Here is a 25,753-nt window from a genome sequence, read left to right on the forward strand (position 1 = left end):
TTGATCCATGGCAAAACGTGGAGGTTTCCCGGGTGGTGGAATGCCCGGAAATATGAATAATTTAATGAAGCAGGCGCAGAGAATGCAGCGCCAGATGGAAGAGAGCCAGAAAGAACTGGAGGAGAAGGAGTTTACTGCCACTGCAGGCGGCGGAGCAGTAGAGGTTTCTGTATCCGGAAAAAGAGAAGTTACCAAAGTAAAACTGCAGGAAGAGGCTGTTGATCCCGATGACATCGAAATGCTGGAGGATCTGATCATGGCAGCCACCAATGAGGCGCTCAGAAAAGTAGATGAAGCATCTGCCAATGTGATGGGCAAACTGACCGGTGGACTTGGAAGCCTTGGCGGTCTTGGCGGAGGCCTTCCTTTCTGATGGATTACTACAGCAAGCAGATCAGCCAGCTGATCGAAGAGCTTTCCAAGCTTCCGGGGGTGGGGAATAAATCCGCCCAGCGTCTGGCGTTCCATATCATCAACCGTCCGGTGGAGGAAGTGGAGCGTCTGGCAAATACGATCCTGGATGCCAGGAAAAATGTCCGTTACTGTAAGGAGTGCTTTACTCTGACGGATCAGGAGCTTTGTCCGATCTGCCGGAATGAAAAACGGGATCACAGTACCATCATGGTGGTGGAGAACAGCAGAGATCTGGCGGCTTATGAAAAAACCGGAAAATACGAGGGAGTCTACCATGTGCTTCACGGCGCAATCTCGCCCATGCTGGGCATTGGCCCCAATGATATCCGGCTGAAAGAGCTGATGCAGCGTCTGCAGGGAGATGTCAAAGAGGTCATCATCGCTACCAATTCCAGTCTGGAAGGGGAGACCACAGCCATGTATATCAGCAAGCTGATCAAACCTACCGGCATCAAAGTGAGCCGGATCGCCAGCGGTGTTCCCGTGGGTGGAGATCTGGAGTATATTGATGAGGTGACGCTTCTTCGGGCATTGGAAGGAAGGACGGCGTTGTAAAACAGTGTGTAAAAATAAAAGTGACAGAGTTTCCACAAAAGGAGATTTCTGTCACTTTTTTGATGTGCAGATAAAGATTCAGCGGCCAATGTTCCGTGGAATATTTTCGCAAGAATATGTCAGAATCACGGGCAGTGCATGCAAGAATACGATCGGCAGAGGCATTGTGAAGACAGCGAACCGTTACGACTGGACAGAAAAGTTTTCATACAGCCCACAGCTTTCATGGATATAGTTTCGTGTAAGGTCAGAAATCCTCTGCCATCGCTTCTGGTCTTCCGGATTTTCCGGAGCATATCGCCGGAGAATTTTTTCTATATAACCATTTTCACGGATCCAGACAAAGGAAGCGGGAAAATTGAGGTCAAATAGATAAGCCACATAAGAGAGCCACATATCCGGCCGGGTCTCCCGGAGGGCGTTGATGAGGGGCTCTTTTTTCATAAATGTATCATAGGCGTAATCGCTGAGCGTTTCCCGGGCGAGATCTGCTTCTGTAACGTCTAACATCGTTTCCATGGAATCCGTGGCCTTTACACGGAAATTGTCAAGTTTGTCCGCATCACGGATCAAGCGGGCAAAAAGCAGGATATTTTCCGGGAGTCCATCGGGAATCTGGAAAACGCCGTGATACTCGATGGCAGCCTCAATGACAGGTTCCCAGACTTCGTATTTTGGTGGCAGGTAATCTCTGATATGGCCATCCGGGAAAAGAAATTCCACACTGAGTTTCGCATGGGGAATGATAGAATCGTCGAAACTGTGAAAACGGGTCAGCTGCTCAAAACGGCCAATATCATGAAGCAGGCCGATGAGGCAGGCAATATAGCACTCTTCATCCGGAAGCTTCAGAGCCCGGCTGAGATAAAAACAGGCATCCACCACATGGAAGGTATGGCGCAGTTTCAGATCGATCTTCGGGTCTGTGAGATCAAAACCGGAGGCAAAGGCGAGGAAGGTTTCCGCATTTTTTCGAAAATCCGGTTCCGGAACCGGAGGTAAAGAAGAAAGATAATCAGAGTTCATAAAATCTCCTTTCTGGCTGATGCCTGCGAATTGCTACGCTGCGAAGCAGCTCCTGCAAGGTCTCCGCTCCGCTTCGATCCGTGCAAAACAAACATTCACTGGATATTCGCACCTCATTATAACATTTTGATAAAGAAAAGGACAGAAAATTTTGTGTTTACTCAGTCTTTTGTTTGCGTTATACTGATACTGAAAATTCGGCGTATCTGATGCGGAATAAATATTTACGGCTTCCGGTGTACAGAGCATGGAACCCCGCACTCATGAGCAAATAGCAAAAGCGGATGGAAAACGTCCGTTTTATAACGACGAAAATGAGATTCAGGAGGAGAAAAACCTATGGCAATTTTAAAGCTGGCACCCAGTTTCAAGGATTATATCTGGGGCGGCCGAAGACTGATTGAAGAATATCATAAACCGTACGAGGGAGACATTCTGGCAGAAAGCTGGGAAGTATCCTGTCATCCGGATGGCCCGTCTTTTGTGACAAACGGAGCATACGCAGGAAAGACCCTGCAGGAATATATTGATCTGGCAGGCAGAGAGGTACTGGGAACCAACTGCCGCCGTTTTGATGAGTTTCCGGTACTGATCAAATTTATTGATGCAAAAGATAATCTGTCCATTCAGGTACACCCGGACAATGCTTATGCACTGAAATATGAGCATCAGTATGGAAAGACGGAAATGTGGTATGTGGTGGACTGTGAGGAAGGTGCTTATCTTTATTATGGCTTTAACCGTGAGGTCAGTAAGGAAGAGTTTGCAGAGCGTATCAAAAACAATACGCTTCTGGAAGTGCTGAATCCGGTAAAGGTAAAGAAAGGAGACGTTCTTTTTATCGAATCCGGCACGATTCATGCTATTGGCAAGAATATCCTGATCGCAGAGATCCAGCAGAACTCAAACGTGACCTACCGTGTGTATGACTACGGCCGCATTGGCAAGGATGGCAAGCCCAGAGAGCTCCATGTGGAGAAGGCACTGGAAGTGACCAGAAGAGAGCCGGTTCGTCCGAGAGAAAACTGTGCACCTCATGTGGCTGCCTGCGATTACTTTGTGGTGGATAAACTGAGTGCGGAAAATGAGAAACTTACCGGTTTTGTGGGAAAAGAATCCTTCAAGAGTATCCTCGTGATGGAAGGTGAGGGCGAAATCGTCAACGGCGATGAAAAGATGAGCTTCAAGAAGGGCGACAGCCTGTTTCTGCCGGCCGATTCCGGTGCTTACGAGATCAGCGGTACTTTTGAGGCTCTGGCAACCAGCGAGGGCGCAAAAAAAGATCCGCTCCGCATCGGTATCGATATGGGTGGTACCAGCATCAAGATCGGCGTGGTCAATGAGAAAAATGAGATCATTGCGAGGACGGTTCTTGAGACCCGGCTGGATATTGCTCCGGAAGAGCTCATTGCCAATATGGGAAAAGTGACGAGAAAGCTTCTGGAGGATTCCAACATTCCGCTGGATCAGTGTGTAGGTGTGGGAATCGGAAGCCCGGGAACCATTGACGATGAAAACGGCGTGGTGATCTATTCCAATAACTATGCCTGGGAAAATGTTCCGCTTCGGGCAGAGTTGAAAAAATATCTTCCGCTTCCTATCTACATTAACAATGATGCAAACTGTGCCATGCTGGGAGAGACTGCAGCGGGTGCGGCAGCAGGCAGAAAAAATGTGGTCTTCCTGACTCTGGGAACCGGCGTAGGCGGCGGCTTCCTTATTGATGGCAAGCTCTTCAACGGCGGTCTTTTAGGAGGAACGGAGTTCGGCCATACCGTTGTCCAGGTAGGCGGCGTGCGCTGTACCTGTGGAAGAGAGGGCTGTCTGGAGTCTTATGCCTCTGCTACCGGTCTGATCCGCATGGCAAGAGAACAGATGGAGAAACGTCCGGACTCTCTGCTCTGGAAACTCTGTGATGGTGATAAGAGCAAGGTGAATGCAGAACTGGCTTTCAAGGCTTCTGATGAGAAGGATGAGGCAGGCATATTGGCGGTGAAAGAATATATGAAATATCTGGCAGCCGGGATTGCAAATGCCATCAATATGTTCCGTCCGGAAGTCGTTGTTCTCGGAGGCGGTATCTCCAATCGCGGTGAGAAACTGGCTGAGAAACTGAATGAGATGGTGAAGGATGAGTGTTTTGGTCACACTTTTGTAAAACCGGCGAAGGTTGTTATTGCAACTCTGAAAAATGATGCGGGTATCATCGGAGCAGCAGCGCTTTGCTGATAAAAGACTGAATTAAAAAGGCGGCCGTTCCTCAAATGGATGTGACCGCAGAAGAAAAACGCTCCGGCTGACAGAGAAATCTGCCATGCCGGAGCGGTTTTTTTGAACGCAGTCGCGAAGCAACCGGGTTCATGAGCAAGTAGCGAATGCGGATTACAAATGTTCGCTTTACAAAGATCACCGGTTAAAGTATTTATCCAGCTGTGCCATAAATTCCGCGGGAATCTCCTTCGGGAACGGGAATGTCGGAAGATTTCCCAGACGGTCGGCGATGTAGCCTAAAAGCATGGCACTGCGTTTTAAGGACCAGGAGGAGATGAGCGCTACGGTATCGTGACGGGTGTGCATGCCGAAGCCGTCACGGTTCAGGGTCATGGCCGGGATGCCTTTCCAGGCAAAGGTATTGGAATCACTTCCCCAGATGGCGTTGGAGGTCCGCATGCCGAGACCGATCTCATGTGCCATGTAGGTGATCATCTGACAGATGGCCGGATCAGCGGTGACACCGATCACAGTGCCGCCAACCAGCTGGCCGGCCAGATCCACGTTCATGTTAAACTGATGTGAGGAAAGCTCTGCTTCATGGGCGCGGACGTATTCCTGGCTTCCCAGGAGACCTTTTTCCTCCGCACCAAACCAGATGAATTCCATGGTGCGTTTCGGGCGGTGTGCGTTGAAGTAACGGCAAAGCTCCATGATGATGGCTCCGCCGGAGATATTGTCATAAGCACCGGGACCGGCGGGAACAGAATCATAATGAGCGGTGAGAGTCAGGATCTCCTCCGGCTTTTCTGTACCGGTGATCCTGGCTGCCACATTGGCAGAGGTGCGCTGTACCAGGGTCTGCTGCAGGACCAGTCTGGCCCTGGAAGCGCCACGGCTTACCAGATCAACGGCATCTTTGTGATGGATGCAGACACACTGGATCGGTGTTTCTTTCATGGAAGGAAGAGAATAAAGAGCGGGTTTCAGATCCTCACCTTCGTCGATGGGACTGCCGCTGATGCTTAAGCAGGCTACAGCACCTGCTTTCACCAGTTTTTCATACAGATCCCGACGGACAGGACCATTTACCATAACAATCTTTCCGGCGGCGTAGGAAAGGCTGATATCGTCTCCGTTTTCCGCATAGAGGAAGGGTGCTTCCACACCATCTGCGGGTGTGCTGCCGCATTTGCCGTAACCGGTGACAAGATATTCTTTTTCAAAAGGCTCTGTGATAAAAAAGCGTGCTTCCCGGATCTCAAAGGCTTCAAATGGAAATTCTTCCAGACGGCTTTCCAGACCGAAGGAGCGAAGCTCTTCCTGGATGGAAGCGGCAGCTTTTCTTTCTCCGTCAGTTCCGGCTTCACGGATATAATCAAATTTTCTGACAAAGTCAAGCTGACGTTCTCCACTAATTTCTTCAAAGTTCATGATAAACCTCCCAATTATGTAAAATCTGCGTAACTGTTCAGTACCTTCACAGTTACAGGCAAAAATCCAATAAAAATCGCCTTTGGAGATGGGATTTTTGCATGCACCTCTCGGGATTTTGGCATATTCATGCCAAAACACCTCGCGGGACAGTGAATGCTGAATAGTTACAAATCTGCTTCTATTTTAACATGGGAAGAAATTTCTGACAATCGTTTCCGGGATATCTTTACATTTCTGGAAAGAAAAGAGTATAATAGACCAATCCGTGAAGATAAGAATTCAGGATGCAGTATCAAAGATATGGAAGAGGAAAAGATATGAATGAAAAAAATCATCTGTTTAGTAATCATGCACTGAAAATGCTGCTGATCCCCCTGATCGTGGAACAGTTTCTGACTTCTCTTATGGGAACAGCGGACAGTATGATGGTGAGTAATGTCGGATCAGCGGCGATCTCTGCCGTATCACTGGTAGATTCCATCAATATCCTGGTGATCCAGGCTTTTGCAGCGCTTTCCGCAGGAGGAACGATCGTCTGCTCGCAGTATATCGGTCAGAAAAACATAGAAAAGGCGACAGAAAGTGCAAGACAGCTTCTTCTGGCAGTGGCGTCCATTTCCGTGCTGGTGATGGCCATCTGTCTGAGCTTCCGTACACCGCTTCTTCGCCTGGTATTTGGAAAAGTAGATGCGGAGGTCATGGAAGCGTCTGAGATCTATTTCTTTTTTACAGCATTATCCTTTCCTTTTATAGCTCTTTATAATGCAGGGGCTTCTGTATACAGGGCACAGGGAGATTCAGCAACTCCTCTCCGGATTTCCGTAGTGGCAAACGGGTTAAATATTATTGGAAATGCAGTGCTGATCTTTGTTTTTCATATGGGAGTTGCAGGTGCAGCAATCGCAACACTTGGTTCCCGTGTGTTTTCCTCTGTTGTGGTTCTCTCTTTTCTGCGAAGTCCGAAAAATAAGATCGCGGTAAAAGATTATTGGAGCATCCGTCCGGACGGAAAACAGATCGGAATGATCATGAAGATCGGAATTCCTTCCGGTGTGGAAAACAGTATGTTTCAGTTTGGAAAACTGGCCATTCAGTCAACAGTATCGACAATGGGAACAGTAGCTATCGCAGCCCAGGCAATGACTAATATCCTGGAAAATCTGAATGGAATTGCAGGTATTGGTATTGGAATCGGCCTTATGACTGTCGTAGGAGAGTGCATGGGAGCAAAACGAAAAGACGAAGCGGTTTATTATGTAAAAAAACTCACTCTGATCGCAGAGGTGGTTGTAACGGTCTGCTGTCTGGGGATTTTCCTTCTGACAAAGCCGATCACGATCCTCGGAGGTATGGAGCCGGAAAGCGCCAGTCTCTGTCTGTATATGATGGGCTGGATCACCGTTATAAAGCCGCTTGTATGGACGGGAGCCTTCATTCCGGCCTATGGTCTTCGTGCCGCAGGAGATGTGAAATTTTCTATGATTATTTCCTGCCTGACGATGTGGTTCTGCCGGGTAAGCCTCTGTATCTTCCTGAGCCGGCATTTTGGCATGGGACCTATGGCAGTCTGGATCGGTATGTTTTCTGACTGGACCTTGAGAGGAATCTTCTTCGGAGCACGTTTCCACAGCCGAAAATGGCTGGAGAAGAAAGTCATTCAGTAAGGGTGTGAAAAATAATAACAGGGACGGTTGACGGAAAAAACAGATGTGCTATACTGATTTTACAAGTTGCAGAAATTATTTTCAAGGAGGAAAAGCTATGAGATTTTTCGTGGATACAGCAGATGTGGAGGAAATCCGTAAAGCAAATGACATGGGAGTGATCTGTGGTGTGACCACAAATCCGTCTCTGATCGCCAAGAGCGGAAGAAAATTTGAGGACGTGATCAAAGAGATTACCTCTATCGTAGACGGTCCCATCAGCGGGGAAGTAAAAGCTACGACGACAGACGCTGAGGGAATGATCAAAGAAGGTCGTGAGATCGCAGCCATTCATCCGAATATGGTCGTAAAGATCCCCATGACGGTAGAAGGCTTAAAGGCAGTCAAGGTTCTTTCCTCAGAGGGTATCAAGACCAATGTGACGCTGATCTTTTCTGCAAACCAGGCGCTTCTGGCAGCCCGGGCAGGTGCAACTTACGTATCTCCGTTCCTTGGAAGAATTGATGATATTTCCGGATACGGTATTGATCTGGTACGTCAGATCGCAGATATTTTTGATGTGGCAGAGGATATTGATACAGAGATCATCGCTGCCAGCATCCGTAATCCTATCCATGTAACGGACTGTGCTCTGGCAGGAGCTGATATTGCCACGGTTCCCTATAAAGTGATCGTTCAGATGACCAAACATCCGCTGACCGATGCCGGAATCGAGAAATTCCAGGCAGATTATAAAGCTGTATTTGGAGAGTAACAGGAAAAAAAACTTGCATCAGACAGGGACTTTTCGTATAATGGAAGAAGCGGCATCCGGCCATTTGAACGCAGCTGCAAAGCGTCTGCGTTCATGAGCAAGTAGTGAAAGCGGATTGCGAATGTCCGTTTTACCGTAGAATACGCATTCTCACGCCTCAAGTGCAACGAGCACCGGGCGGTTGCTAAGGATCTGCTGCACTGATTTCACGCCATGCGTGATAACATTGCCATAAATAAAGGAGCGAGGAATTTAAGATGAACAAGTTAGAGCTTCAAAAGACTGCTAACGAAATCCGCAAAGACATCGTAACAGCTGTTCATAGTGCGAAGTCCGGTCATCCGGGTGGATCTCTTTCCGCAGCTGATGTTTTCACTTATCTGTATTTCGAGGAGATGAAAATCGATCCGAAGAATCCGAAGGATCCGGACAGAGACCGTTTTGTACTGTCAAAAGGTCATAATGCACCGGGACTTTATTCTGCACTGGCTGAGAGAGGATATTTTCCGAAAGAGGATCTTGTGACACTGCGTCATCTGGATTCTTATCTGCAGGGACATCCGGATATGAAGCATATCCCGGGCGTAGATATGTCCAGTGGTTCTCTTGGACAGGGAATTTCCGCAGCTGTTGGTATGGCTCTGGCAGGAAAAATGGACGGAAAAGAGTATCGGGTATTTACCCTTCTGGGAGATGGAGAGATCCAGGAAGGACAGGTCTGGGAGGCAGCCATGTTTGCCGGTGCCAGAAAACTGGACAACCTGGTAGTGATCGTGGACAACAATGGACTTCAGATCGATGGAAATGTGGCTGACGTCTGCTCTCCCTACCCCATCGATAAGAAGTTTGAGGCCTTCAATTTCCATGTGATCTCTGTGGCTGACGGAAATGACTTCGACCAGCTGAAGCGTGCTTTTGACGAGGCAAAGAGCGTAAAAGGCATGCCGGTTGCCATCGTGATGAAGACAGTCAAAGGAAAAGGTGTTTCCTTCATGGAAAATCAGGCCGGCTGGCATGGAAAGGCTCCCAACGATGAGGAGTACAAGATCGCAATGCAGGATTTGGAGAAAGCAGGTGAAGCATTATGTCAGAAGTAAAGAAGATCGCTACCAGAGAGAGTTACGGAAATGCCCTGGTGGAGCTGGGAAAAGAGCATGAAAATCTCGTGGTTCTGGATGCTGACCTTGCTGAAGCCACCAAAACCGGCATGTTTAAAAAAGTATTTCCGGACCGCCACATCGACTGCGGTATTGCAGAGTGTAATATGGCAGGCATTGCAGCAGGTCTTTCCACAGCGGGAAAAGTTCCCTTCATGAGTACGTTTGCCATGTTTGCAGCAGGCCGTGCTTTTGAGCAGGTGAGAAACTCCATCGGTTATCCGCATCTGAATGTAAAGATCGGAGCCACTCATGCAGGTCTTTCTGTAGGAGAGGACGGAGCAACCCATCAGTGTAATGAAGATATTGCCCTGATGCGTGTGATCCCCGGTATGGTTGTTATCAACCCCAGTGATGATATCGAGGCAAAAGCAGCTGTAAAAGCCGCTTACGAGTATGTAGGACCGGTATATCTCCGTTTCGGCCGTCTGGCTGCACCGGTGATCAATGACCGTCCGGATTATAAATTTGAACTCGGAAAAGGTGTGATCCTCCGGGAAGGTAAGGATCTGACTATCGTAGCAACCGGTCTTATGGTATCTGAGTCTCTGGCAGCAGCTGAGATGCTGGCAAAAGACGGCATTGAAGCAAAAGTGATCAACATCCACACAATCAAACCGCTGGATGAGGAGCTTCTTGTCGAGGCAGCAAAAGAGACCGGAAAAGTCGTTACCGTTGAGGAACATTCCGTGATCGGCGGCCTGGGAAGTGCAGTCTGCGACTGCCTGAGCGAGAAAGCTCCGACCCGGGTGCTGAAGATCGGTGTCAATGATGTCTTTGGCGAGTCCGGTCCGGCAAAAGAAGTCCTGCATAAATATGGACTGGATGCAGAAGGAATCTATACAAAGGTCAAAGCATTTGCGTAAAAGAGATGTTGTTTAAGAAAGAGGGCTGTCGTACGAGTGTGCGGCAGCTTATCTTGTATTTTAGTGGATTTTTGCTGTGAAGGTACTGAACAGTTATAAAATATGCCCTACAAGGAGAAGAAAATGAAAAAGAAATGGATAACAGCAGTGCTTTGCCTCAGCGTTCTGACTACGACGACAGGAACTTTTGTCAAAGCAGATGATACGGTGCAGGAAGAAAGTATCCTTGAGAAATACGAGCATCAGCATCGGGAGGTTGGGGAGGCAGTATATCGTAAGGCAGCCTCTGCATTCTCGGGCGGAGATGGAAGTGAGAGTGCACCTTACGAGATCAGTTCGGCGGAGGAACTGCAGTATCTTGCAAATCTTCTGGCGGAGGATGCGCTCAATGACTATCGGGGAAAACATTATATCCTGACAGCCGATATCAGCCTTAACGATGTTTCTAATTATAAAAACTGGGGGGAAGAGAGGCCGGCCTATGACTGGAAGCCAATCGGAACAGAAGCAGCCTTTACCGGTGTCTTCGATGGAAACGGGCATGTAATCAGCGGCTTGTATCTGAACAGAGATATTGAGGAAAGCAATGAGGAGGATTCCTCTGACTACGGTGGATTGTTTGCATCTGTGTATCAGGGTACGATTAAAAACCTGAACCTGACAGAGGTATACATCGAGGTGTCCGGAGAACGTTCCAGAGTGGGAGGAATTGCGGGCATGGCATCGAAAACGCAGATCCTTGACTGTACCGTGGACGGAAAACTGATCGGATACGATGGATATTATGGTGGAATTGCAGGAAGCGCATCCGGTACGATCAGTGGCTGTGCGTTTGCCGGAACCGTGAGTGCGGCGAAAAATTTGCAGAATGGTCAGAGTGGACAGGCTTATCTGGGAGGAATTGCAGGAGATTTTTCATCCGCGATCGTTGGTACAGGTGATGAGAGTGCGGATGCTTTTGAAGGAATTACAAACTGTATCAATAAGGGAACGATAGAGGTCGAAAACGGCTGCCAGTCTGCATTGGCAGCAGGCGGAATTGCAGGTACGAACTCTGCCAGGATCACAGGCTGCACAAATGAAGGAACCGTGGAAGCAAAAGCAGCAGCGGAAGAGAGAGAAGAACCGGGCACCTCAGCCTTGTCCATAGGAGGAATTGCAGGAAGCTTTGTTGTGGCTGTTCTGGGAGAGGACGGCGTGATCCGTGACTGTGAAAACACCGGAACGGTTGTGGCTGACAGCGCAAATACAGGTGGGATCGTGGGTACTATAGATCTGGCAGACCCCAGATATGCGGTAACGATCGAGAACTGTAAGAATACAGGAAAGGTATTTTCGGCAAATCATTATTATGCCGGAATTGCAGCAGATGCAGGGGTTAAAGCAGATAATACCCTCACGATTGCCAACTGTACAAATGAAGCCGATTTTACAGAGGGAGAAGGCGCCGGAATCGTCTATGAACTGGTGATGCAGAAGGGAAAGGTGCTGCTTTCAGGCAATGCCAATCATGGAAAGATCCTCTCATCCGGACAGAATGCCGCAGGTATTCTCTGTTATACGGCAAATATGGGTGATGACTGGCAGCTGGATCTTGAGAACTGTGAAAATACAGCAGACATCACTTCTGAAGGAAATGTAGGAGGGATCGCAGGTTTTACAGCTTATTATAAGACAGATACGGCAGCCACCTCTTTTTCCATTCTGAATTGTAAGAACAGCGGAAACCTCTCTTCATCGACGACGAATGGCTATATCGGCGGTATTCTTGCAGTGGATGGCTTTATGCAGACACAGACCGTCATGGATGGCTGTGAAAACAGCGGAAAAATTTCTTTCACAGATCCCTGGGTCATGGGAGAAACGGATCTTAAAACGGAGAATGACGAGGGTGAAAAAGAAGATGCAAGTCTCTTTACCCTGTCTGTTATGGGTGGTGGAATCGTCGGCAGGATCGGTGAAGCAGTCCTGCTATCTGTTGACGCAGATCAGCCGGATGGGCAGGAAATCAATAAAAAAGACGCACTTGTCCGGATCAGCAACTGTGTGAACACCGGAGATCTCAGCTATGAGAAACCGAAGAAAGGAGACGGTGTAACCGAAGAAGAATTCCAAAAAGCAGCAGAAACATACTGGAAAGCGAGCATGGGCGGAATCTTGGGAGACTGTTCCTGTACAAATGGTTACAGCGTAAATTTTGAGAATTGTACTTACCATACAGAACGCGGAATCGGAAATACAGAGCTTCCGGATATAGAGTAAGGAAAGAGGGCTGTCGCACGAATATGCGGCAGCTCATTTTATACTTGACGTTTTTTTAACAATGCGCTATAGTACCATTCAATCTTAGTACAGTGTTTTCGAAATAACCAGCCCATTGACAGATCGCGAAGCGACTGCGTTCATGAGCAAGTAGCGAAGCGGATTGCGAATGTCCGTTTTACAAAGCCTCAGCGCTAGTTGGAAGGGATGAAAGGAGAAGTGTATGAAGAAATTAGTTTTCAGACTGTTACAGGTGATCCTGATCTTGATCCTTGTGATCGCTGCAGTGAATATCCTGGAACCGCTGCGTCCGGTGAAACTTTCGGAAGAAAACCGGAAATGTCTGGAAGAAAACGTCGGCAGGATCCGGGAAGGGATGGAGAAAAGCGGAACAGCAGAAAAGACGTCAAAGGGAAAAAACACAGTTTCAGAAGAGAAGGAACGCATCGCCTGTATTGACAACAACGAGGAGGCTTTGCTTCTTCGTCTTCGGATGATCGAAGCGGCGAAGGAAGAGGTTGTATTTGCCACGTTTGATTTCCGTGAGGATGAAAGCGGAAGTGATATGATGGCAGCTTTTTATGCGGCCGCGGAGCGGGGCGTGAAGGTGAAGCTCCTGCTGGACGGGATGAATGAATTTCTGTATCTGGAACGGAGCGAACGTTTCCATGCACTTTGCACGCATGAAAATGTAGAGCTGAGGATCTACAATCCCATCGATGCGCTCCATATCCTGAACGTGAATTACCGGATGCATGACAAATATCTCATTACAGATGAACAGATGTATCTTCTGGGAGGCAGAAATTCCAATGATATTTTTCTCGGTGACCGAAAGACTGGGATCAATGAGGACCGTGAGATTTTTGTATATGAAACGAAAACCGGTGAAGGGGCGTCTTTTCTGGAACTGGAAGAGTATTTTTCTTCCATCTGGGAAGAAAACTGTGTCAAAGCAAAGAAATTCTCTCTGAAAGCAGAGAAAAAAGAAATGGCAGAAGCAAAGCTTCTGGAGCGTTACAAAGAAATCTGTGAAAAGTACCCGGAGCTTTCCCAGGCAGCAGATACGGACTGGACAGAGGAAACATATCCCGTCGAGAGTATCACGCTCATCCATAATGGGACAAGAGCAGAAAAGCATGAACCCATGATGCTTTTTGCAATGGAAAAACTACTGGAAAACGGAAAAGACATCTTCATACAGACCCCTTATGTCATTGCAGATAAAGCCATGTATGAGGTGATGGAGAAAGCCGCATCCCATGCGGATACGAGGATCATACTCAACGCGGTGGAGAAAGGCTCCAATCCCTGGGGCTGTACAGATTATCTCAACAACAAAAAGAAGATCCTGGGTACGGGCTGTTCGGTCTATGAACTTATGAATGAAGCAGCGGTCCATACAAAGACGATCGTGGTGGATGACCGGCTTTCGATCGTAGGATCCTATAACTGGGATATGAGGAGCACCTATCTGGATACGGAACTGATGCTGGTGATCGACAGCCAGGAATTGAATCAGCATTTACGGCAAATGAATGAGGGATACATGGAGAAAAGCCGGGAAGTGCTGCCGGATGGAACGGAAACAGAAGGGAAGGCGTTTCAGAAAGTCGAGATGACCGGGACCAAGAAAGGAATTTACGGGGCGCTCCGGGTGATCATCCGGCCGTTTCGGCATTTGCTGTAGGGGAGAAAAGTTTGTTGGATGCGTTCTGGAACGTTGTGATACAATACGGATTGCTTACGCTGCGAGGCAGCTCCGGCAATCCTGACCCAGGGACAGAATCCGCTGATTGTATACATGTATTCTAAAAAACTCTTGACAGAAAATACCGGTTGGTATTACAATAGCAGAAATTAAAAAAGAGTTACAGACGCAGGGGTCTGAGCCATTCGGGGCCGGACTGCCTGCGTTTTTCCATATAAAAGCATCAGTGACAGGAAGGCTCTTAAAAGTACGGAGGCATTATGGAGGAAAAAAAGCAGGAAGTCATACTGGAAATGAAAGATCTTTCCATTTCCTTTTTCAATAAATCAGGTGAGATCCAGGCGGTTCGAGGAATCAGTTATACCCTGCATAAGGGCGAAGTTCTGGGAATCGTCGGAGAGTCCGGAAGCGGAAAATCCGTATCCAGCCACGGGATCTTACGCCTGACCCCGGATACCGGAAGGGTAAAGAACGGCGAGATCCTTTTCCACGGAAAAGATATTTTGAAAATGAATAAAAAGGAGCTGCAGGAGCTTCGGGGAAATAAGATCGCCATGATCTTCCAGGACCCCATGACCTCTCTGGATCCTCTGTTTACTGTAGAATATCAGCTGAACGAGTCGTTGAAAAAGCATACGACACTGGATGCTGCAGCGCGGAAAGCAAGGATGATCGAGCTTTTAACACTTGTAGGCATCAATCAGCCGGAACGGCGGATCAAACAGTATCCTTATGAATTTTCCGGCGGTATGCGTCAGAGAGTCATGATCGCCATGGCACTTTCCTGTGATCCGGAACTTTTGATCGCAGACGAACCGACGACGGCTCTGGATGTGACGATTCAGGCACAGATCGTAGAACTGTTAAAAGATCTGAAAGAGAAACTGGGAATGGCGATCATTTTCATTACGCATGACCTTGGCGTGGTTTCCGAGATCTGCGACAAGATCATTGTCATGTATGCGGGCAAGATCGTGGAGGAAGGAAAGAGCCGCCAGATCTTTTATGAAAGATGCCATCCTTATACGGAAGGTCTTCTGGCTTCCGTACCAAGGCTGGAGAGCGATGTGAACGAGAAACTCAAACCCATCAAGGGAAATCCGCCGGACATGAGTGCGGTGAAGCCGGGGTGTGCGTTTGCTCCCCGCTGCAGCTGTGCCATGAAAATCTGCGTCCGGGAGGAGCCGCCGGAATACGAGCTGGATGAGACCCATAAGGCGTCCTGCTGGCAGGTGATCAAAAAAGCGATGCAGAATACTTGAAGGATGGGATGATAGAGCATGGAAAAGAAAAATGTGGAAAGCGGAGAGATTCTGCTGGAAGTAAAAAATCTCAAAAAATATTATCCGGTGAGAACCGGATTTATCAAAAAGACGGAACTGAAAGCAGTCGATGATGTGAGCTTTTTCATCCGGAAGGGTGAGACCCTCGGAATCGTAGGTGAAAGCGGCTGCGGAAAGACAACACTTGGAAGAGCGGTCCTCAGACTGGAAGAACCTACCTCCGGAGACATTATTTACGAGGGCGAATCCATCATCGGTAAAAACATGAAGGACTACCGGAAAAAGATGCAGATCGTTTTCCAGGATCCTTACGCATCTCTGGATCCCAGAAAGACGGTTTCAGACATCATCGGAGAAGCGATGGATCTGCAGAAACTCTGTAAGACCAAGGAAGAACGAAAGGAAAAAATCCTGGAGCTTATGAAGCTGGTTGGTCTGAATGCGGAATTTTATAACCGTTTTCCTCATGAATTTTCCGGAGGTCAGAGACAGCGTATCGGTATTGCCCGGGCGCTGGCAGTCAATCCCGGGTTTATCATCTGTGACGAGCCGGTATCAGCTCTGGATGTTTCCATCCAGGCACAGATCATCAATATGCTGGAGGAACTGCAGGAGACAAGAAAACTGACGTATCTTTTTATTGCCCACGATCTGGCGATCGTAAAACATATCAGCAACCGGATCGGTGTTATGTATCTGGGTCATATGGTAGAGCTGGCAGAAAGTGCAGAGCTTTACCGCAGTCCCATTCATCCTTATACGGAGATGCTTCTTTCGGCAATTCCCATTGCGGATCCGGATCTTTCCGCAGCGAGAAAGCGGATCCGGCTGGAGGGGGAGGTGCCAAGCCCCTTGAATCCTCCGTCAGGCTGTCCGTTCCGGACGAGGTGCCCGAAGGCAGGAAAGGCCTGTGCGGAAAGCATGCCGGCACTCCGGGAGATCACACCCGGACACTTTGCCGCCTGCCATAATGCATAAAAAGTAAGGAGAATAAAAATGCAGACTTCAAGATACATTGTAAAGCGGATCCTGCTGGCTCTGGTCAGTCTTTTCGCTATCATTACCATTACTTATTTTCTGATGAATCTGATGCCCGGTGATCCCTTCATGTCAGAGAAGGCTTCCGAGGAGAACAGGGCGATCCTCATTGCCAAATACGGACTGGATCAGCCGGTATATGTGCAGTATGGAAAATATCTCACCAATCTTCTGCATGGAGATATGGGAACCAGTTATGTACTGCAGAAGGGCCGTGCAGTAAAAGACATCATTTTTGAATCGTTTCAGGTTTCTATGGGCCTGGGTGTACGAGCCTTGCTTCTTGCCATCGTGTGTGGAATTATCCTGGGCTGTATTGCAGGACTCTGTAAGGATAAGCTGCCAGATGCAGTCATTCGTGTTCTTTCCTCTGTCGGGATATCCATGCCGGGTTATGTGATCGCTTCCGGACTGATGATCCTTCTGGCAGTCAACTTAAAGGTTCTTCCGGTCAACTACAATAAGCCCGGCGGCTGGCTTATGCCGATGCTGACGCTGGCGATCTACCCGACCTCTTATCTGACGCGTCTTACGAGAGCCAGTATTCTGGAGGTCATGAATCAGGACTATCTCCGGACGGAACGGGCCAAGGGAATGTCAGAATTCGTTGTGGTATTCATTCACGCACTGAAAAATTCACTGATTCCGGTCATTACGTATCTGGGGCCTCTGACAGCTTCCATTCTGACCGGTGGTTTCGTGGCAGAGAGCGTATTCAGCGTACCGGGACTCGGCCGGTATTTTGTAAGCTCCATCAGCAGCAGAGATTACACCATGATCATGGGTGTGACGATCTTTTATTCCGCACTGATCGTGTTCATGAACCTGATATGCGATATCCTCTATAAAATCGTTGACCCGAGAATACAGTTGGATTAAAGGAAGAAGCCATGAAAAATATTTTAAGCCTACAGAACAAAATCTCACCGGACGATTTCGCACCGCTGGATGAGAATTATTTTAAAGAAGAATCCCTGGAGACAGAGGAGATCGGCTACTGGAAAGCCAGCTGGATCCGTCTGAGATCCAATAAGATCGCCATGGTAGCGCTGGTGCTCATTGTGATCATGTTTATTTTTGCCTTTGTCGGTCCGATGCTTTCACCCTATTCCTACGATCAGCAGGTAAGAGGAGACGAAGCTTTGTGGCCCTGTTTCAGACATCCCTTCGGCACCGACCGTCTGGGACGTGACATTCTGGTCCGCTGTATGATCGGAACCAGGATCTCCATGATCGTCGGTCTGGTGTCCGCTGTGATCGTTATGATCGTGGGAAGTATTTACGGAGCCATTTCCGGTCTTGTCGGCGGTAAGGTGGATATCTTTATGATGCGTATCGTGGATATCATTTATTCCGTTCCGGAGATCCTTCTTATTGTTGTCATCAAAATGGTCATCAGCGAACCACTGCAGAATCTCATTGACACGGTGCCAGCCTTCCATGGCCTGCAGAAGATCGGTTCCGGCCTGATCGCTATTTTTATCGTTTATGGCTGCCTTTACTGGGTAGGTATGGCCCGGATCGTCCGTGGTCAGATCCTTCAGCTGAAGACGCTGGATTTCGTTACCGCCGCTGAGGCACTGGGCTGCGGAAGGGCGACGATGATCCGGGAACATCTGCTTCCGAACTGCATCGGTCAGCTCATTGCCACGGTAATGCTTCAGATCCCCTCAGCTATCTTTACAGAGGCCTTCTTAAGTTACCTCGGGATCGGCGTATCTGCTCCGATGGCGAGCCTTGGCTCTCTGACCTCCGAGGCGCTGAATGGTATCAGCAGCTATCCCTACCGGGTAGTTTTTCCGGCAATACTCATCAGTCTGATCATCCTGTCATTCAACCTTTTTGGTGACGGACTTCGGGATGCATTGGATCCGAAGATGAAAAAGTAGAAGAGATATATACTCCGGCGGGAGTTTATATAATATGATGCCAGGGTCAAAAGGTCAAAAAGCCGTTCATGCTTGCATGATAAGGCTTTTGAACTTGGGACCCACTAAACATGAGAAAGTAGCGATTTACGCAGTAAATCAGCGGATTTCGAATGTTTATAGAATTGCGGGAGCTGCTTTGCAGCGGAGCAATTCGTAGGCATCAGTTGGGGTCAAAAGACCTTTTGACCCCAACATCATAATATCACACGATCATAATGTCAAAAGGAGGAAGAAGACATGAAAAAAATGAGCAAAATCGTATCTTTGACAATGGCAGCCGCTCTTGCAGCCGCGTCTCTTTCCATGAGTGCCTGTGCAGACGGAGAAGAGAAGATCGAGATCGCCGTCACCGGCGGCGGAGAGGATTCCATGCAGCTGAATACAGCTACCAGTGGTTATCTGAATGGACTTTCTGCTCTGCACCATTTGTATGAAGGTCTCTATAAGCTGGATGCCAACGGCGAGATTGCTTTGGGTCAGGCAGCTTCTGTAGAAACAAGCGAAGATAAGCTGACATGGACCTTTACGCTGCGAGATGATATTACCTGGTCAGACGGCCAGCCGGTGACAGCAGGAGATTTTGTCTTTGGTTTTGACAACCTGGCAGCACAGGGAGGAGATTACAGTACGATCCTTTCTGATGTGGCAGAGAGCTATGAAGCACCGGACGACAAGACTCTGGTGATCAAGCTGAAACAGCCCTGTGGCTATCTTCCCTCCATCCTTGCTTTCCCGTCCACCTATCCGGCAAGACAGGATTATGTGGAAAAATATGGCGAAGCTTATGCGACTGATCCGGACAAGGCTGTTTATAACGGACCTTATGAGATGGAGAGCTGGGCACATGAGTCTGAAGTCGTTATGAAGCTCCGTGACGATTATTACGATGCGGCCAATATCGAAGTCGGTACCATCAACTGGGAACTGATCACAGAGGAAAGTTCTGCACTGGCTTCTTTTGAAAGTGGTGATTATGTATATTCCGATATGTGTCCGGATGAAGAAAAACCGCGTATGGAAGGAAACGGACTGGTTTATACCGAAGGAAACAACAACTATTGCGTGATGTTCAACCTGGGTGACAAGGGAAATGAAGTTCTGAAGGATGAGAAGGTCCGTGAAGCACTTTCTCTCACGATCGACAGAGACCGTCTGATCTCCATCCGCGGACTGAATGACGAGATGGGTGTGACTCTGGCCTGCCGTGGATATGTGAATGCGGATGGCACCGATTTTGTGGATTACTGTGATCCCTGGGAGGATGTATCTGCATATGAAGAAAACTGTGAGACGGCAAAACAGCTTCTCTCAGATGCCGGTTATCCGGACGGAGAAGGCTTCCCGGCTCTGACCTATATCGTAAACAATGACAGCCGCAAAGAGATTGCAGAGGCGATCGTAAATGACTGGAAAGAGGTACTGGGAATTGATTCCATCACCGTGGAAAAAGTGGAGAACTTCTCTGCTGCCAGAAGATCCGGAGATTATGATCTGGCATATTACGGATGGTTCATGGACTATAAAGATCTCTCCAACATGTATGGAACCTTTATCAATACCGAGAACTCCAACTCCTTCTATCACAGCGATGAGTACGATGCCGCATACGATGAAGCCGTCAGCGCAGATACAGAGGAAGCACAGTGGGAGGCATACAAGAAATGCGATGCGATCCTTGCAAAAGATCTTCCGGTGTCTGTGATCCTTCATTCTATGAGTACCTATCTCTTTGATGATACCAACTATGAAGGTCTGGTTTACTCCTGTGGTAACTTTGTATTTACCTATTTGAAAGCTCTGTAAAAGAAAAACGGAAGGCTGTGCGGATATCCGTGCAGCCTTTTTACTTTATTGTTGCAAAGAAAAGAGGATTTTATTATTATGAGATTGAAAGAAATTGCCATCGGATACATTGAGATTCCTCTGGTGACGCCATTTAAGACAGCACTGCGTACAGTGAACAGCGTGAATGACCTGATCGTAAAAGTGACGGCAGAGGATGGAACGGAAGGTTACGGAGAGGCTCCGCCAACAGCAGTTATCACCGGTGATACAAAGGAATCCATCGAAGCAGCCATCCGTTATTATATTGCCCCGTCGATCAAGGGCATGGATCTGGACGAGCTTCCTGCGATCATGCAGAAGATGGAAAAATGTCTGGCGAAGAATACCACCGCCAAGGCTGCTGTGGATATTGCATTGTATGATCTCTATGCAAAATTGCAGAAAAAGCCTCTGTTCCGTCTCTTAGGAGAGAAAGAACCGGAGCTGGTGAAGACAAAACTGGAGACCGACCTTACGATCAGTGTCAATGAAACGGAAGAAATGGTCCGCGACAGCCTTCTGGCAGTCGAAAAAGGCTTTCATGTACTGAAAGTAAAGGTGGGAAAAGGCGGAGCAAAGGATGTGGAACGCATCCGTGAGATTCGGAATGCTGTCGGAAAAGACGTTGTGATCCGGGTGGATGCCAACCAGGGCTGGACACGGGAGGAAGCAGTTTCCACCATTACAGCCATGGAAGAGGCCGGCCTGAACATTGAACTGGTCGAGCAGCCGGTTTCTTACCACGATTTCAAGGGCATGCAGTATGTGACCTCTCATGTGGAGACGCCGATCCTCGCAGACGAGAGTGTTTTTTCTTATGAGGATGCCATCCGGCTGATGGAAGAAAAAGGAGCCGACCTTATCAATATCAAGCTGATGAAGACCGGCGGTATCCATGAAGCCGTTCGCATCTGTGATGCAGCAGACCAGTTTGGTGTCAAGTGCATGATCGGCTGTATGCTGGAAAGTAAAGTATCTGTCAGTGCCGGTGTACATCTGGCAGCGGCCCGATCCTGTGTGACCATGGCAGATCTGGATGGTCCGTCCCTTTGCCGGCTCGATCCCTATGAGGGAGGCCCGGTTTATAAAGGCCCGGAAATCTTTCTGAAGGAAGACTGTGGTATTGGTATCACGGGTGTTCCGGTAACATTTGAGCCGGTTTGACGGACTCGGAAAAGTTCCCTGTTTTCATTGTGACAGGGATCCAAAAGATTCTTGAAAAAAGGGGGATTACAGACAATGGAAACACAACTGGCCTTGATAACAGCGGAGCACGCATACTTACGGAGCGGCTCCGGCGAGAAGGACGGAAGCAACCGAACAGGGATCGAGGATGAGATCTTTTCCGGCTGGGCCGTGGAAATCCTGGAGGATGAGCCGGAGAAGGCTTATGTAAAAGTACTGACCCATTACGGGTATGAGGGATATATCAGGAGAAGTGAGCTTCGGCTGGTCACAAGGGAAGAACTGGAAGAACGACAGGACAAAAGCCGTTTTTTCCGGATCGGTATTTCCGAAGCGGATCTTCTGGATCAGCCGAAGGTGCAGGGACTTCCCAGGGAACTGCTTTTGAAGAACAGTCTGGTAGAATATCTGGAAGACGCTCCGGATGGCTGGTGCCTGGTACGGAGTGCGGCAGGAAGAGAGGGTTATATCCATAAGGAAAATCTCAGGGAACGGCGGGAAAACGATGGTTTTCTGCTTACCAGAGACCGGGACGGCTATTTTCTGAAACAGCAGGCAGAGCTTTCTGAAGGGGAAGAGGCCTTCCGGGAGAAAATCGCAGCAAGCGCTATGGAATTTTTAGGGACACAGTACCGCTGGGGCGGCAAATCCTCCCAGGGCATTGACTGTTCCGGACTGGCCTTCATGAGTTATCTGGATAACGGACTTCTCATTTACCGGGATGCTTCTATTGTGGAAGGTTATCCGATCCGGAAGATTCCGGCAGAAGCACTGAAAAAAGGGGATCTGATCTTCTTCCCCGGCCATGTGGCCGTTTACCTGGGAGAAGGGAAATATATCCATGCCACCGGTTTCACAAAGACCCCTTATGTGACCGTGAACAGTCTTCGAAGAGAGGATCCGGACTGCCGACAGGATCTGGTGGACAAAATTACAGAATGTGGGAGTGTATTATGATGAAGATGAAAGATTTTTCCTGTGAAGAATTAAAAGCGCTGGCAGTGGAGCTGCCGGATGAAGTGAACCGTTACAAAATGGCAGGAGATTTTGAAGGAGCAGCAAAGGCCATCGACCGGTGGATGGATAAGCCGGTGGGAGAAGCCATGAAAACAAGACTTCTGTATGAAACCTATATTCTGCAGAAGCTGTCCAAGGAATTTCCGGATACGGAAGAGGAAGTGATCCGGAAATTCCGGGAAATACTTCCGGATTTTTCCATGGAGGATCTTCGAAGGGCAGAAGAAGAAAATCTGGCGGAATGGATCCTGGTGGATGGAAGAAAGCATTACATCCACAACCTGATCCGGAACCTTTCCGATAAAGAGCCGGAGATCAGACGGAGACTTGGCAAGGCAGATGAGAAAAACGAGGCAAAACGTCTTCTTCTGGAGGCAATTCATGAGATGCAGGAAAAAGGCGAGAAATCCGTCCGGATCCACTTGAAAACAGCGATCCGCCTGAAAGAGGAATGCTTTGAGCCGGGTATGAAGATCCGGGCACATCTCCCGCTTCCGGCAGAACTTTTCCACACTTCAGATGTGAAGCTTCTGGATCATGCGCCGGGCAGGGTGACGGTGGATGCACCGGATGCACGCTGGCGTTCCATCTGTTTTGAAGACACACTGGAAGAAAACAGGACCTTTTTTGCAGAATATGCGTATACTGTAAAGGCAAAATATGTGGATCTCTGGAAAGAAGAGCTTCCGGAGGCAGAAACGAAGGCTGCTTCAGACGGAAAACCCGGAGAGGAGTATCTGAGTGAGCAGTATCCTCATATCCGTTTTACACCTTATCTCAGATCCCTGGCTTCCGAGATCGTCGGCACGGAGAAACGGCCTGTGGAGATCGCCCGCCGGATCTATGATTATGTTACGAAAAATGTGCAGTATTCTTACATGCGGAACTATTCCATTCAGACCTGTATCCCGGAATACTGTGCGACAAACCTCCGGGGAGACTGCGGCGTTCAGGCGCTGCTCTTTATCACACTTTGCAGGATCGCCGGTGTACCCGCCGGCTGGGAATCCGGGCTCTACAGCAATCCGGTCAGCCTGGGAGCACATGACTGGGCCATGTTTTATGCGGAGCCTTATGGCTGGCTGTATGCCGATCCTTCGTTTGGCGGATCTGCCTATGCAGCAGGCGATGAGAACCGCCGCCGTTTCTATTTCGGTAATCTGGAGCCCTTCCGGATGGCAGCAAACCATGCTTTCCAGCAGAAATTTACAGTAAAGAAAGAGTTTCTGCCCATTGACACCTGTGATAACCAGACGGGTGAGATGGAATGTGAAACATGCGGCTTTACGGAAGAGGAACTTGAGGTCACCAAGGAGATCATATCTGTAGAAATGCTGTAATAAAGAAAAATCCCACTGCCTTTGGCGGTGGGATTTTTCTGTTCCGGTCAGAGAATGACTACGGCCATCCGGCCAAGGGCATCATAGATTTCCGTGAAGCGCTGTTCCTCTCTCCAGACAAGACCGCTCAGAGCATCACTGACCAGGACGCGGCGGTTCAGCGGATCATAACCGCAGAGAACGATACAGTGCTCATTGTGATAAAAATGCCAGGTTCCTCCGTCAGTTACATACTCTGCCACATCCACGGGCGTTTTGAGATAAACGGAATCATAGACGATGACAGGGATCTTCTGGTCAAGATACGGATAGAGTTCCGAAAGAGGCGTGCCGGTAAGATCTGCCGCTTTTTGGGGAGCGTTCTGTTCGGACAGGAAGCGGCGGGCGGTTTCTGTAAGACCGGGAGCATAGATGCCGTCTCCTGAAATATCATGCGGATCTCCTTTGAAGCGGGTGACGAAGTTTTCAGGATCCTTCCGTAAGTATCTGTCTGCAATCTCCGTTTTGGCGAGTCGATGACCATAATAGTTCAGTACCATGGTGAGCGCTACCGATTCGCAGCCGGTGGGGAGCTCCGGATTCTGCAGGATATTTTCCACAGGAAGGCTCACCGCCTGGGAGGAAGGGACAAAATCCGGATACTCGCATGCGGGATCCGGGATATTTCCAAGGATATAGCGTTCGTGGCCGCCATATTTCATCAGACGCTTCTGGATCTCAAAGCCCTCTGCCTGGACATTTCGCAGGCTGTATTCATTGTAGGGAGAGACGGTAGTCAGGACGTTACAGCCGGGGAGAAGCTCTCTCGCATAGGAAAGGCACTCCCGGGTCAGCCTGCGCTGAAGACCGTGACCCCGGTAATCCGGATCCACAACAATCGTATCAAGAGTTGCTGTATGAAAGAGTTTTTCCCGGTTCCATGCAAGATCCCAGCCCAGGTTTTCCGGGGCATCGTTGGAAAAAATGATGGAGCCGTAAGCGGCGAGCCGTTCCCCGTCATAAACACCAAAAATAGCATTGGGGGAGATGAGATAGTCCCGGTTGTCTGACCGGTCCGTGGAAACGAAAAGATCCGGATTTGTCATGGTATCGGAAATATGCTGCTGAAGCTCCATAATGGAATCAAGCTCATCGAGCATACAGCGGCGTATGGAAAGAGAAATGGATTCTGCTGGATTTTTCATAAAGACCTCCTTATGACCCGTGTGAGGGCTTTGATCTGGCGAAGTGCCACAGCAGGGTGGCCGGACATCGCCGGTGAACAAGGAAAGTATAAGCGCCGGAGAGAAAAAAGTCCAGTTTTGTTTTGTATAAACCTTCTTTTCAGGGAAATACTCAGAACTATCAGACAGGGAAGAGGAGGTCAGGAAATGATCTACAGAAAATGGAAAGGAAGGCTTCTGCTTTTTCTTGCAGGGCTTTTTGCGGCACTGTTGTTTATCAGCCAGGCGGCAGCAGCGGGACACATTGAGGAAAAGGTGCTCCGCCTCCATGTGATCGCAAACAGTGACAGTGAAGCGGATCAAAAACTGAAACTTAAGGTCAGGGATCAGGTGCTTGCAGCTTTACAGCCGCTTCTTGAAAAGACAGAAGACCTTGGCAGCAGTGAAGCCATCGTACGGGAACATTTATCTGAGATCGAAGCGCTTGCCGGAGCAGTTGTCCGGGAAGAAAAACCGGGGGAAAAGGTGACAGCAGAGCTGATCAATACCCGCTTTCCGGAAAAAACATATGGGGACTGTACATTTCCTGCAGGAAATTATGACGCCCTCCGGATCTGTATCGGAGAGGCGAAGGGAAAAAACTGGTGGTGCGTGCTTTTTCCAAGCCTCTGTTTTGTGGATACGGTCCATGGCATCGTGCCGGAGGAATCCAGACAGCTGCTTCAAAAGGTGCTGACGGAGGAAGAATACGAAAGTCTTTTTACTCCCGGGAAAAGTGAATACAAAATCCGATGGAAGGCGGCCGAGATCTGGCAGGCGATTTTTGAACGCAGATAAGCATTCCCCCGCTTCAAGTGCGCGGAGCACTAAGCGGCGGGTGAGGGGGGAGGCTTAGTCAGTGGGAGTTGAAAGCTC

21 protein-coding genes are annotated in these 25,753 nt (G+C 48.7%); 18 read left to right on the forward strand and 3 right to left on the reverse strand.

The window, feature by feature from the left end:
* The first annotated feature begins 7 nt into the window (after positions 1 to 7).
* Together DXA57_RS09260 and recR are read left to right on the forward strand one after the other, a co-directional pair.
* Entirely contained in the window at positions 8 to 373 is a 366-nt protein-coding gene (locus DXA57_RS09260; protein WP_117766868.1) for a YbaB/EbfC family nucleoid-associated protein, read from the forward strand.
* On the forward strand, positions 373 to 969 hold the full coding sequence (gene recR / locus DXA57_RS09265) for a recombination mediator RecR (RefSeq protein WP_117766870.1): 597 nt from the start codon (positions 373 to 375) through the stop codon (positions 967 to 969). The genes DXA57_RS09260 and recR overlap by 1 nt, the downstream gene beginning before the upstream one ends.
* 183 nt (positions 970 to 1,152) lie before the next feature.
* Here the strand turns inward: recR and DXA57_RS09270 are convergent, their stop codons facing one another.
* On the reverse strand, positions 1,153 to 1,995 hold the full coding sequence (locus tag DXA57_RS09270) for an HD domain-containing protein (protein ID WP_117766872.1): 843 nt from the start codon (positions 1,993 to 1,995) through the stop codon (positions 1,153 to 1,155).
* A gap of 339 nt (positions 1,996 to 2,334) precedes the next feature.
* Between DXA57_RS09270 and DXA57_RS17730 the strand changes: the two genes are divergently transcribed.
* Positions 2,335 to 4,224 (forward strand): type I phosphomannose isomerase catalytic subunit, encoded by a 1,890-nt coding sequence (locus DXA57_RS17730; protein WP_117766874.1) that lies wholly within the window; start codon positions 2,335 to 2,337, stop codon positions 4,222 to 4,224.
* Positions 4,225 to 4,401: 177 nt separating this feature from the next.
* Here the strand turns inward: DXA57_RS17730 and DXA57_RS09280 are convergent, their stop codons facing one another.
* On the reverse strand, positions 4,402 to 5,640 hold the full coding sequence (locus tag DXA57_RS09280) for a M28 family metallopeptidase (protein WP_117766876.1): 1,239 nt from the start codon (positions 5,638 to 5,640) through the stop codon (positions 4,402 to 4,404).
* A gap of 320 nt (positions 5,641 to 5,960) precedes the next feature.
* Between DXA57_RS09280 and DXA57_RS09285 the strand changes: the two genes are divergently transcribed.
* From DXA57_RS09285 to DXA57_RS09350, 14 genes are all read left to right on the forward strand, one after another.
* Positions 5,961 to 7,307: an MATE family efflux transporter gene (locus DXA57_RS09285; protein ID WP_117766878.1), complete on the forward strand. Its 1,347-nt coding sequence runs from the start codon at positions 5,961 to 5,963 to the stop codon at positions 7,305 to 7,307.
* A gap of 97 nt (positions 7,308 to 7,404) precedes the next feature.
* Positions 7,405 to 8,061, forward strand: a complete 657-nt coding sequence (gene fsa, locus DXA57_RS09290; RefSeq protein WP_117766880.1) for a fructose-6-phosphate aldolase — start codon at positions 7,405 to 7,407, stop codon at positions 8,059 to 8,061.
* Positions 8,062 to 8,318: 257 nt separating this feature from the next.
* Complete coding sequence (locus DXA57_RS09295; protein WP_117766882.1) at positions 8,319 to 9,158, forward strand: transketolase; 840 nt, start codon at positions 8,319 to 8,321, stop codon at positions 9,156 to 9,158.
* The gene (locus tag DXA57_RS09300) at positions 9,146 to 10,084 is read left to right on the forward strand and encodes a transketolase family protein (protein WP_117766884.1); all 939 of its coding nucleotides are present in this window, start codon (positions 9,146 to 9,148) and stop codon (positions 10,082 to 10,084) included. The genes DXA57_RS09295 and DXA57_RS09300 overlap by 13 nt, the downstream gene beginning before the upstream one ends.
* Before the next feature lie 123 nt (positions 10,085 to 10,207).
* Positions 10,208 to 12,346 carry a hypothetical protein gene (locus tag DXA57_RS09305; RefSeq protein WP_117766886.1) on the forward strand — a complete coding sequence of 713 codons (2,139 nt, stop codon included), beginning with the start codon at positions 10,208 to 10,210 and terminating at the stop codon, positions 12,344 to 12,346.
* A 223-nt stretch (positions 12,347 to 12,569) separates the two neighbouring features.
* Entirely contained in the window at positions 12,570 to 14,036 is a 1,467-nt protein-coding gene (locus tag DXA57_RS09310) for a phospholipase D-like domain-containing protein (protein ID WP_117766888.1), read from the forward strand.
* 281 nt (positions 14,037 to 14,317) lie between these two features.
* Positions 14,318 to 15,319 (forward strand): ABC transporter ATP-binding protein, encoded by a 1,002-nt coding sequence (locus DXA57_RS09315; protein ID WP_117766890.1) that lies wholly within the window; start codon positions 14,318 to 14,320, stop codon positions 15,317 to 15,319.
* Positions 15,320 to 15,337: 18 nt separating this feature from the next.
* On the forward strand, positions 15,338 to 16,318 hold the full coding sequence (locus DXA57_RS09320) for an ABC transporter ATP-binding protein (protein ID WP_117766892.1): 981 nt from the start codon (positions 15,338 to 15,340) through the stop codon (positions 16,316 to 16,318).
* Positions 16,319 to 16,336: 18 nt separating this feature from the next.
* Positions 16,337 to 17,257, forward strand: a complete 921-nt coding sequence (locus tag DXA57_RS09325; RefSeq protein WP_117766894.1) for an ABC transporter permease — start codon at positions 16,337 to 16,339, stop codon at positions 17,255 to 17,257.
* Positions 17,258 to 17,268: 11 nt separating this feature from the next.
* Positions 17,269 to 18,267, forward strand: a complete 999-nt coding sequence (locus DXA57_RS09330; RefSeq protein WP_117766896.1) for an ABC transporter permease — start codon at positions 17,269 to 17,271, stop codon at positions 18,265 to 18,267.
* A 279-nt stretch (positions 18,268 to 18,546) separates the two neighbouring features.
* Positions 18,547 to 20,112: a peptide ABC transporter substrate-binding protein gene (locus tag DXA57_RS09335; protein WP_117766898.1), complete on the forward strand. Its 1,566-nt coding sequence runs from the start codon at positions 18,547 to 18,549 to the stop codon at positions 20,110 to 20,112.
* A gap of 78 nt (positions 20,113 to 20,190) precedes the next feature.
* Positions 20,191 to 21,297 carry a dipeptide epimerase gene (locus DXA57_RS09340; RefSeq protein WP_117766900.1) on the forward strand — a complete coding sequence of 369 codons (1,107 nt, stop codon included), beginning with the start codon at positions 20,191 to 20,193 and terminating at the stop codon, positions 21,295 to 21,297.
* A gap of 75 nt (positions 21,298 to 21,372) precedes the next feature.
* Entirely contained in the window at positions 21,373 to 22,275 is a 903-nt protein-coding gene (locus DXA57_RS09345) for a C40 family peptidase (protein WP_117766902.1), read from the forward strand.
* Positions 22,272 to 23,675 carry a transglutaminase-like domain-containing protein gene (locus tag DXA57_RS09350; RefSeq protein WP_158571281.1) on the forward strand — a complete coding sequence of 468 codons (1,404 nt, stop codon included), beginning with the start codon at positions 22,272 to 22,274 and terminating at the stop codon, positions 23,673 to 23,675. The genes DXA57_RS09345 and DXA57_RS09350 overlap by 4 nt, the downstream gene beginning before the upstream one ends.
* Positions 23,676 to 23,722: 47 nt before the next feature.
* Here DXA57_RS09350 and DXA57_RS09355 read toward each other — a convergent pair whose 3' ends face one another.
* Positions 23,723 to 24,859: a GNAT family N-acetyltransferase gene (locus DXA57_RS09355; protein ID WP_158571282.1), complete on the reverse strand. Its 1,137-nt coding sequence runs from the start codon at positions 24,857 to 24,859 to the stop codon at positions 23,723 to 23,725.
* A gap of 186 nt (positions 24,860 to 25,045) precedes the next feature.
* Here DXA57_RS09355 and spoIIR point away from each other — a divergent pair, with 186 nt between their 5' ends.
* The gene (gene spoIIR, locus DXA57_RS09360) at positions 25,046 to 25,675 is read left to right on the forward strand and encodes a stage II sporulation protein R (protein WP_158571283.1); all 630 of its coding nucleotides are present in this window, start codon (positions 25,046 to 25,048) and stop codon (positions 25,673 to 25,675) included.
* The last annotated feature ends 78 nt before the right edge of the window (positions 25,676 to 25,753 follow it).

The sequence above is a fragment of the Blautia sp. OF03-15BH genome (genome assembly GCF_003463065.1).
Lineage (GTDB): Bacteria > Bacillota > Clostridia > Lachnospirales > Lachnospiraceae > Limivivens.

Excerpts from the sequence above, each read along its gene's own strand:
- DXA57_RS09310 (WP_117766888.1), top strand. The coding sequence starts at position 12,570 with ATGAAGAAATTAGTTTTCAGACTGTTACAGGTGATCCTGATCTTGATC.
- DXA57_RS09325 (WP_117766894.1), top strand. The coding sequence starts at position 16,337 with ATGCAGACTTCAAGATACATTGTAAAGCGGATCCTGCTGGCTCTGGTC.
- DXA57_RS09335 (WP_117766898.1), top strand. The coding sequence starts at position 18,547 with ATGAAAAAAATGAGCAAAATCGTATCTTTGACAATGGCAGCCGCTCTT.
- DXA57_RS09305 (WP_117766886.1), top strand. The coding sequence starts at position 10,208 with ATGAAAAAGAAATGGATAACAGCAGTGCTTTGCCTCAGCGTTCTGACT.
- DXA57_RS09315 (WP_117766890.1), top strand. The coding sequence starts at position 14,318 with ATGGAGGAAAAAAAGCAGGAAGTCATACTGGAAATGAAAGATCTTTCC.
- DXA57_RS09320 (WP_117766892.1), top strand. The coding sequence starts at position 15,338 with ATGGAAAAGAAAAATGTGGAAAGCGGAGAGATTCTGCTGGAAGTAAAA.
- DXA57_RS09285 (WP_117766878.1), top strand. The coding sequence starts at position 5,961 with ATGAATGAAAAAAATCATCTGTTTAGTAATCATGCACTGAAAATGCTG.
- DXA57_RS09300 (WP_117766884.1), top strand. The coding sequence starts at position 9,146 with ATGTCAGAAGTAAAGAAGATCGCTACCAGAGAGAGTTACGGAAATGCC.
- DXA57_RS09345 (WP_117766902.1), top strand. The coding sequence starts at position 21,373 with ATGGAAACACAACTGGCCTTGATAACAGCGGAGCACGCATACTTACGG.
- DXA57_RS17730 (WP_117766874.1), top strand. The coding sequence starts at position 2,335 with ATGGCAATTTTAAAGCTGGCACCCAGTTTCAAGGATTATATCTGGGGC.
- fsa (WP_117766880.1), top strand. The coding sequence starts at position 7,405 with ATGAGATTTTTCGTGGATACAGCAGATGTGGAGGAAATCCGTAAAGCA.
- DXA57_RS09260 (WP_117766868.1), top strand. The coding sequence starts at position 8 with ATGGCAAAACGTGGAGGTTTCCCGGGTGGTGGAATGCCCGGAAATATG.
- spoIIR (WP_158571283.1), top strand. The coding sequence starts at position 25,046 with ATGATCTACAGAAAATGGAAAGGAAGGCTTCTGCTTTTTCTTGCAGGG.
- recR (WP_117766870.1), top strand. The coding sequence starts at position 373 with ATGGATTACTACAGCAAGCAGATCAGCCAGCTGATCGAAGAGCTTTCC.
- DXA57_RS09350 (WP_158571281.1), top strand. The coding sequence starts at position 22,272 with ATGATGAAGATGAAAGATTTTTCCTGTGAAGAATTAAAAGCGCTGGCA.
- DXA57_RS09280 (WP_117766876.1), bottom strand. The coding sequence starts at position 5,640 with ATGAACTTTGAAGAAATTAGTGGAGAACGTCAGCTTGACTTTGTCAGA.
- DXA57_RS09355 (WP_158571282.1), bottom strand. The coding sequence starts at position 24,859 with ATGAAAAATCCAGCAGAATCCATTTCTCTTTCCATACGCCGCTGTATG.
- DXA57_RS09295 (WP_117766882.1), top strand. The coding sequence starts at position 8,319 with ATGAACAAGTTAGAGCTTCAAAAGACTGCTAACGAAATCCGCAAAGAC.
- DXA57_RS09270 (WP_117766872.1), bottom strand. The coding sequence starts at position 1,995 with ATGAACTCTGATTATCTTTCTTCTTTACCTCCGGTTCCGGAACCGGAT.
- DXA57_RS09330 (WP_117766896.1), top strand. The coding sequence starts at position 17,269 with ATGAAAAATATTTTAAGCCTACAGAACAAAATCTCACCGGACGATTTC.
- DXA57_RS09340 (WP_117766900.1), top strand. The coding sequence starts at position 20,191 with ATGAGATTGAAAGAAATTGCCATCGGATACATTGAGATTCCTCTGGTG.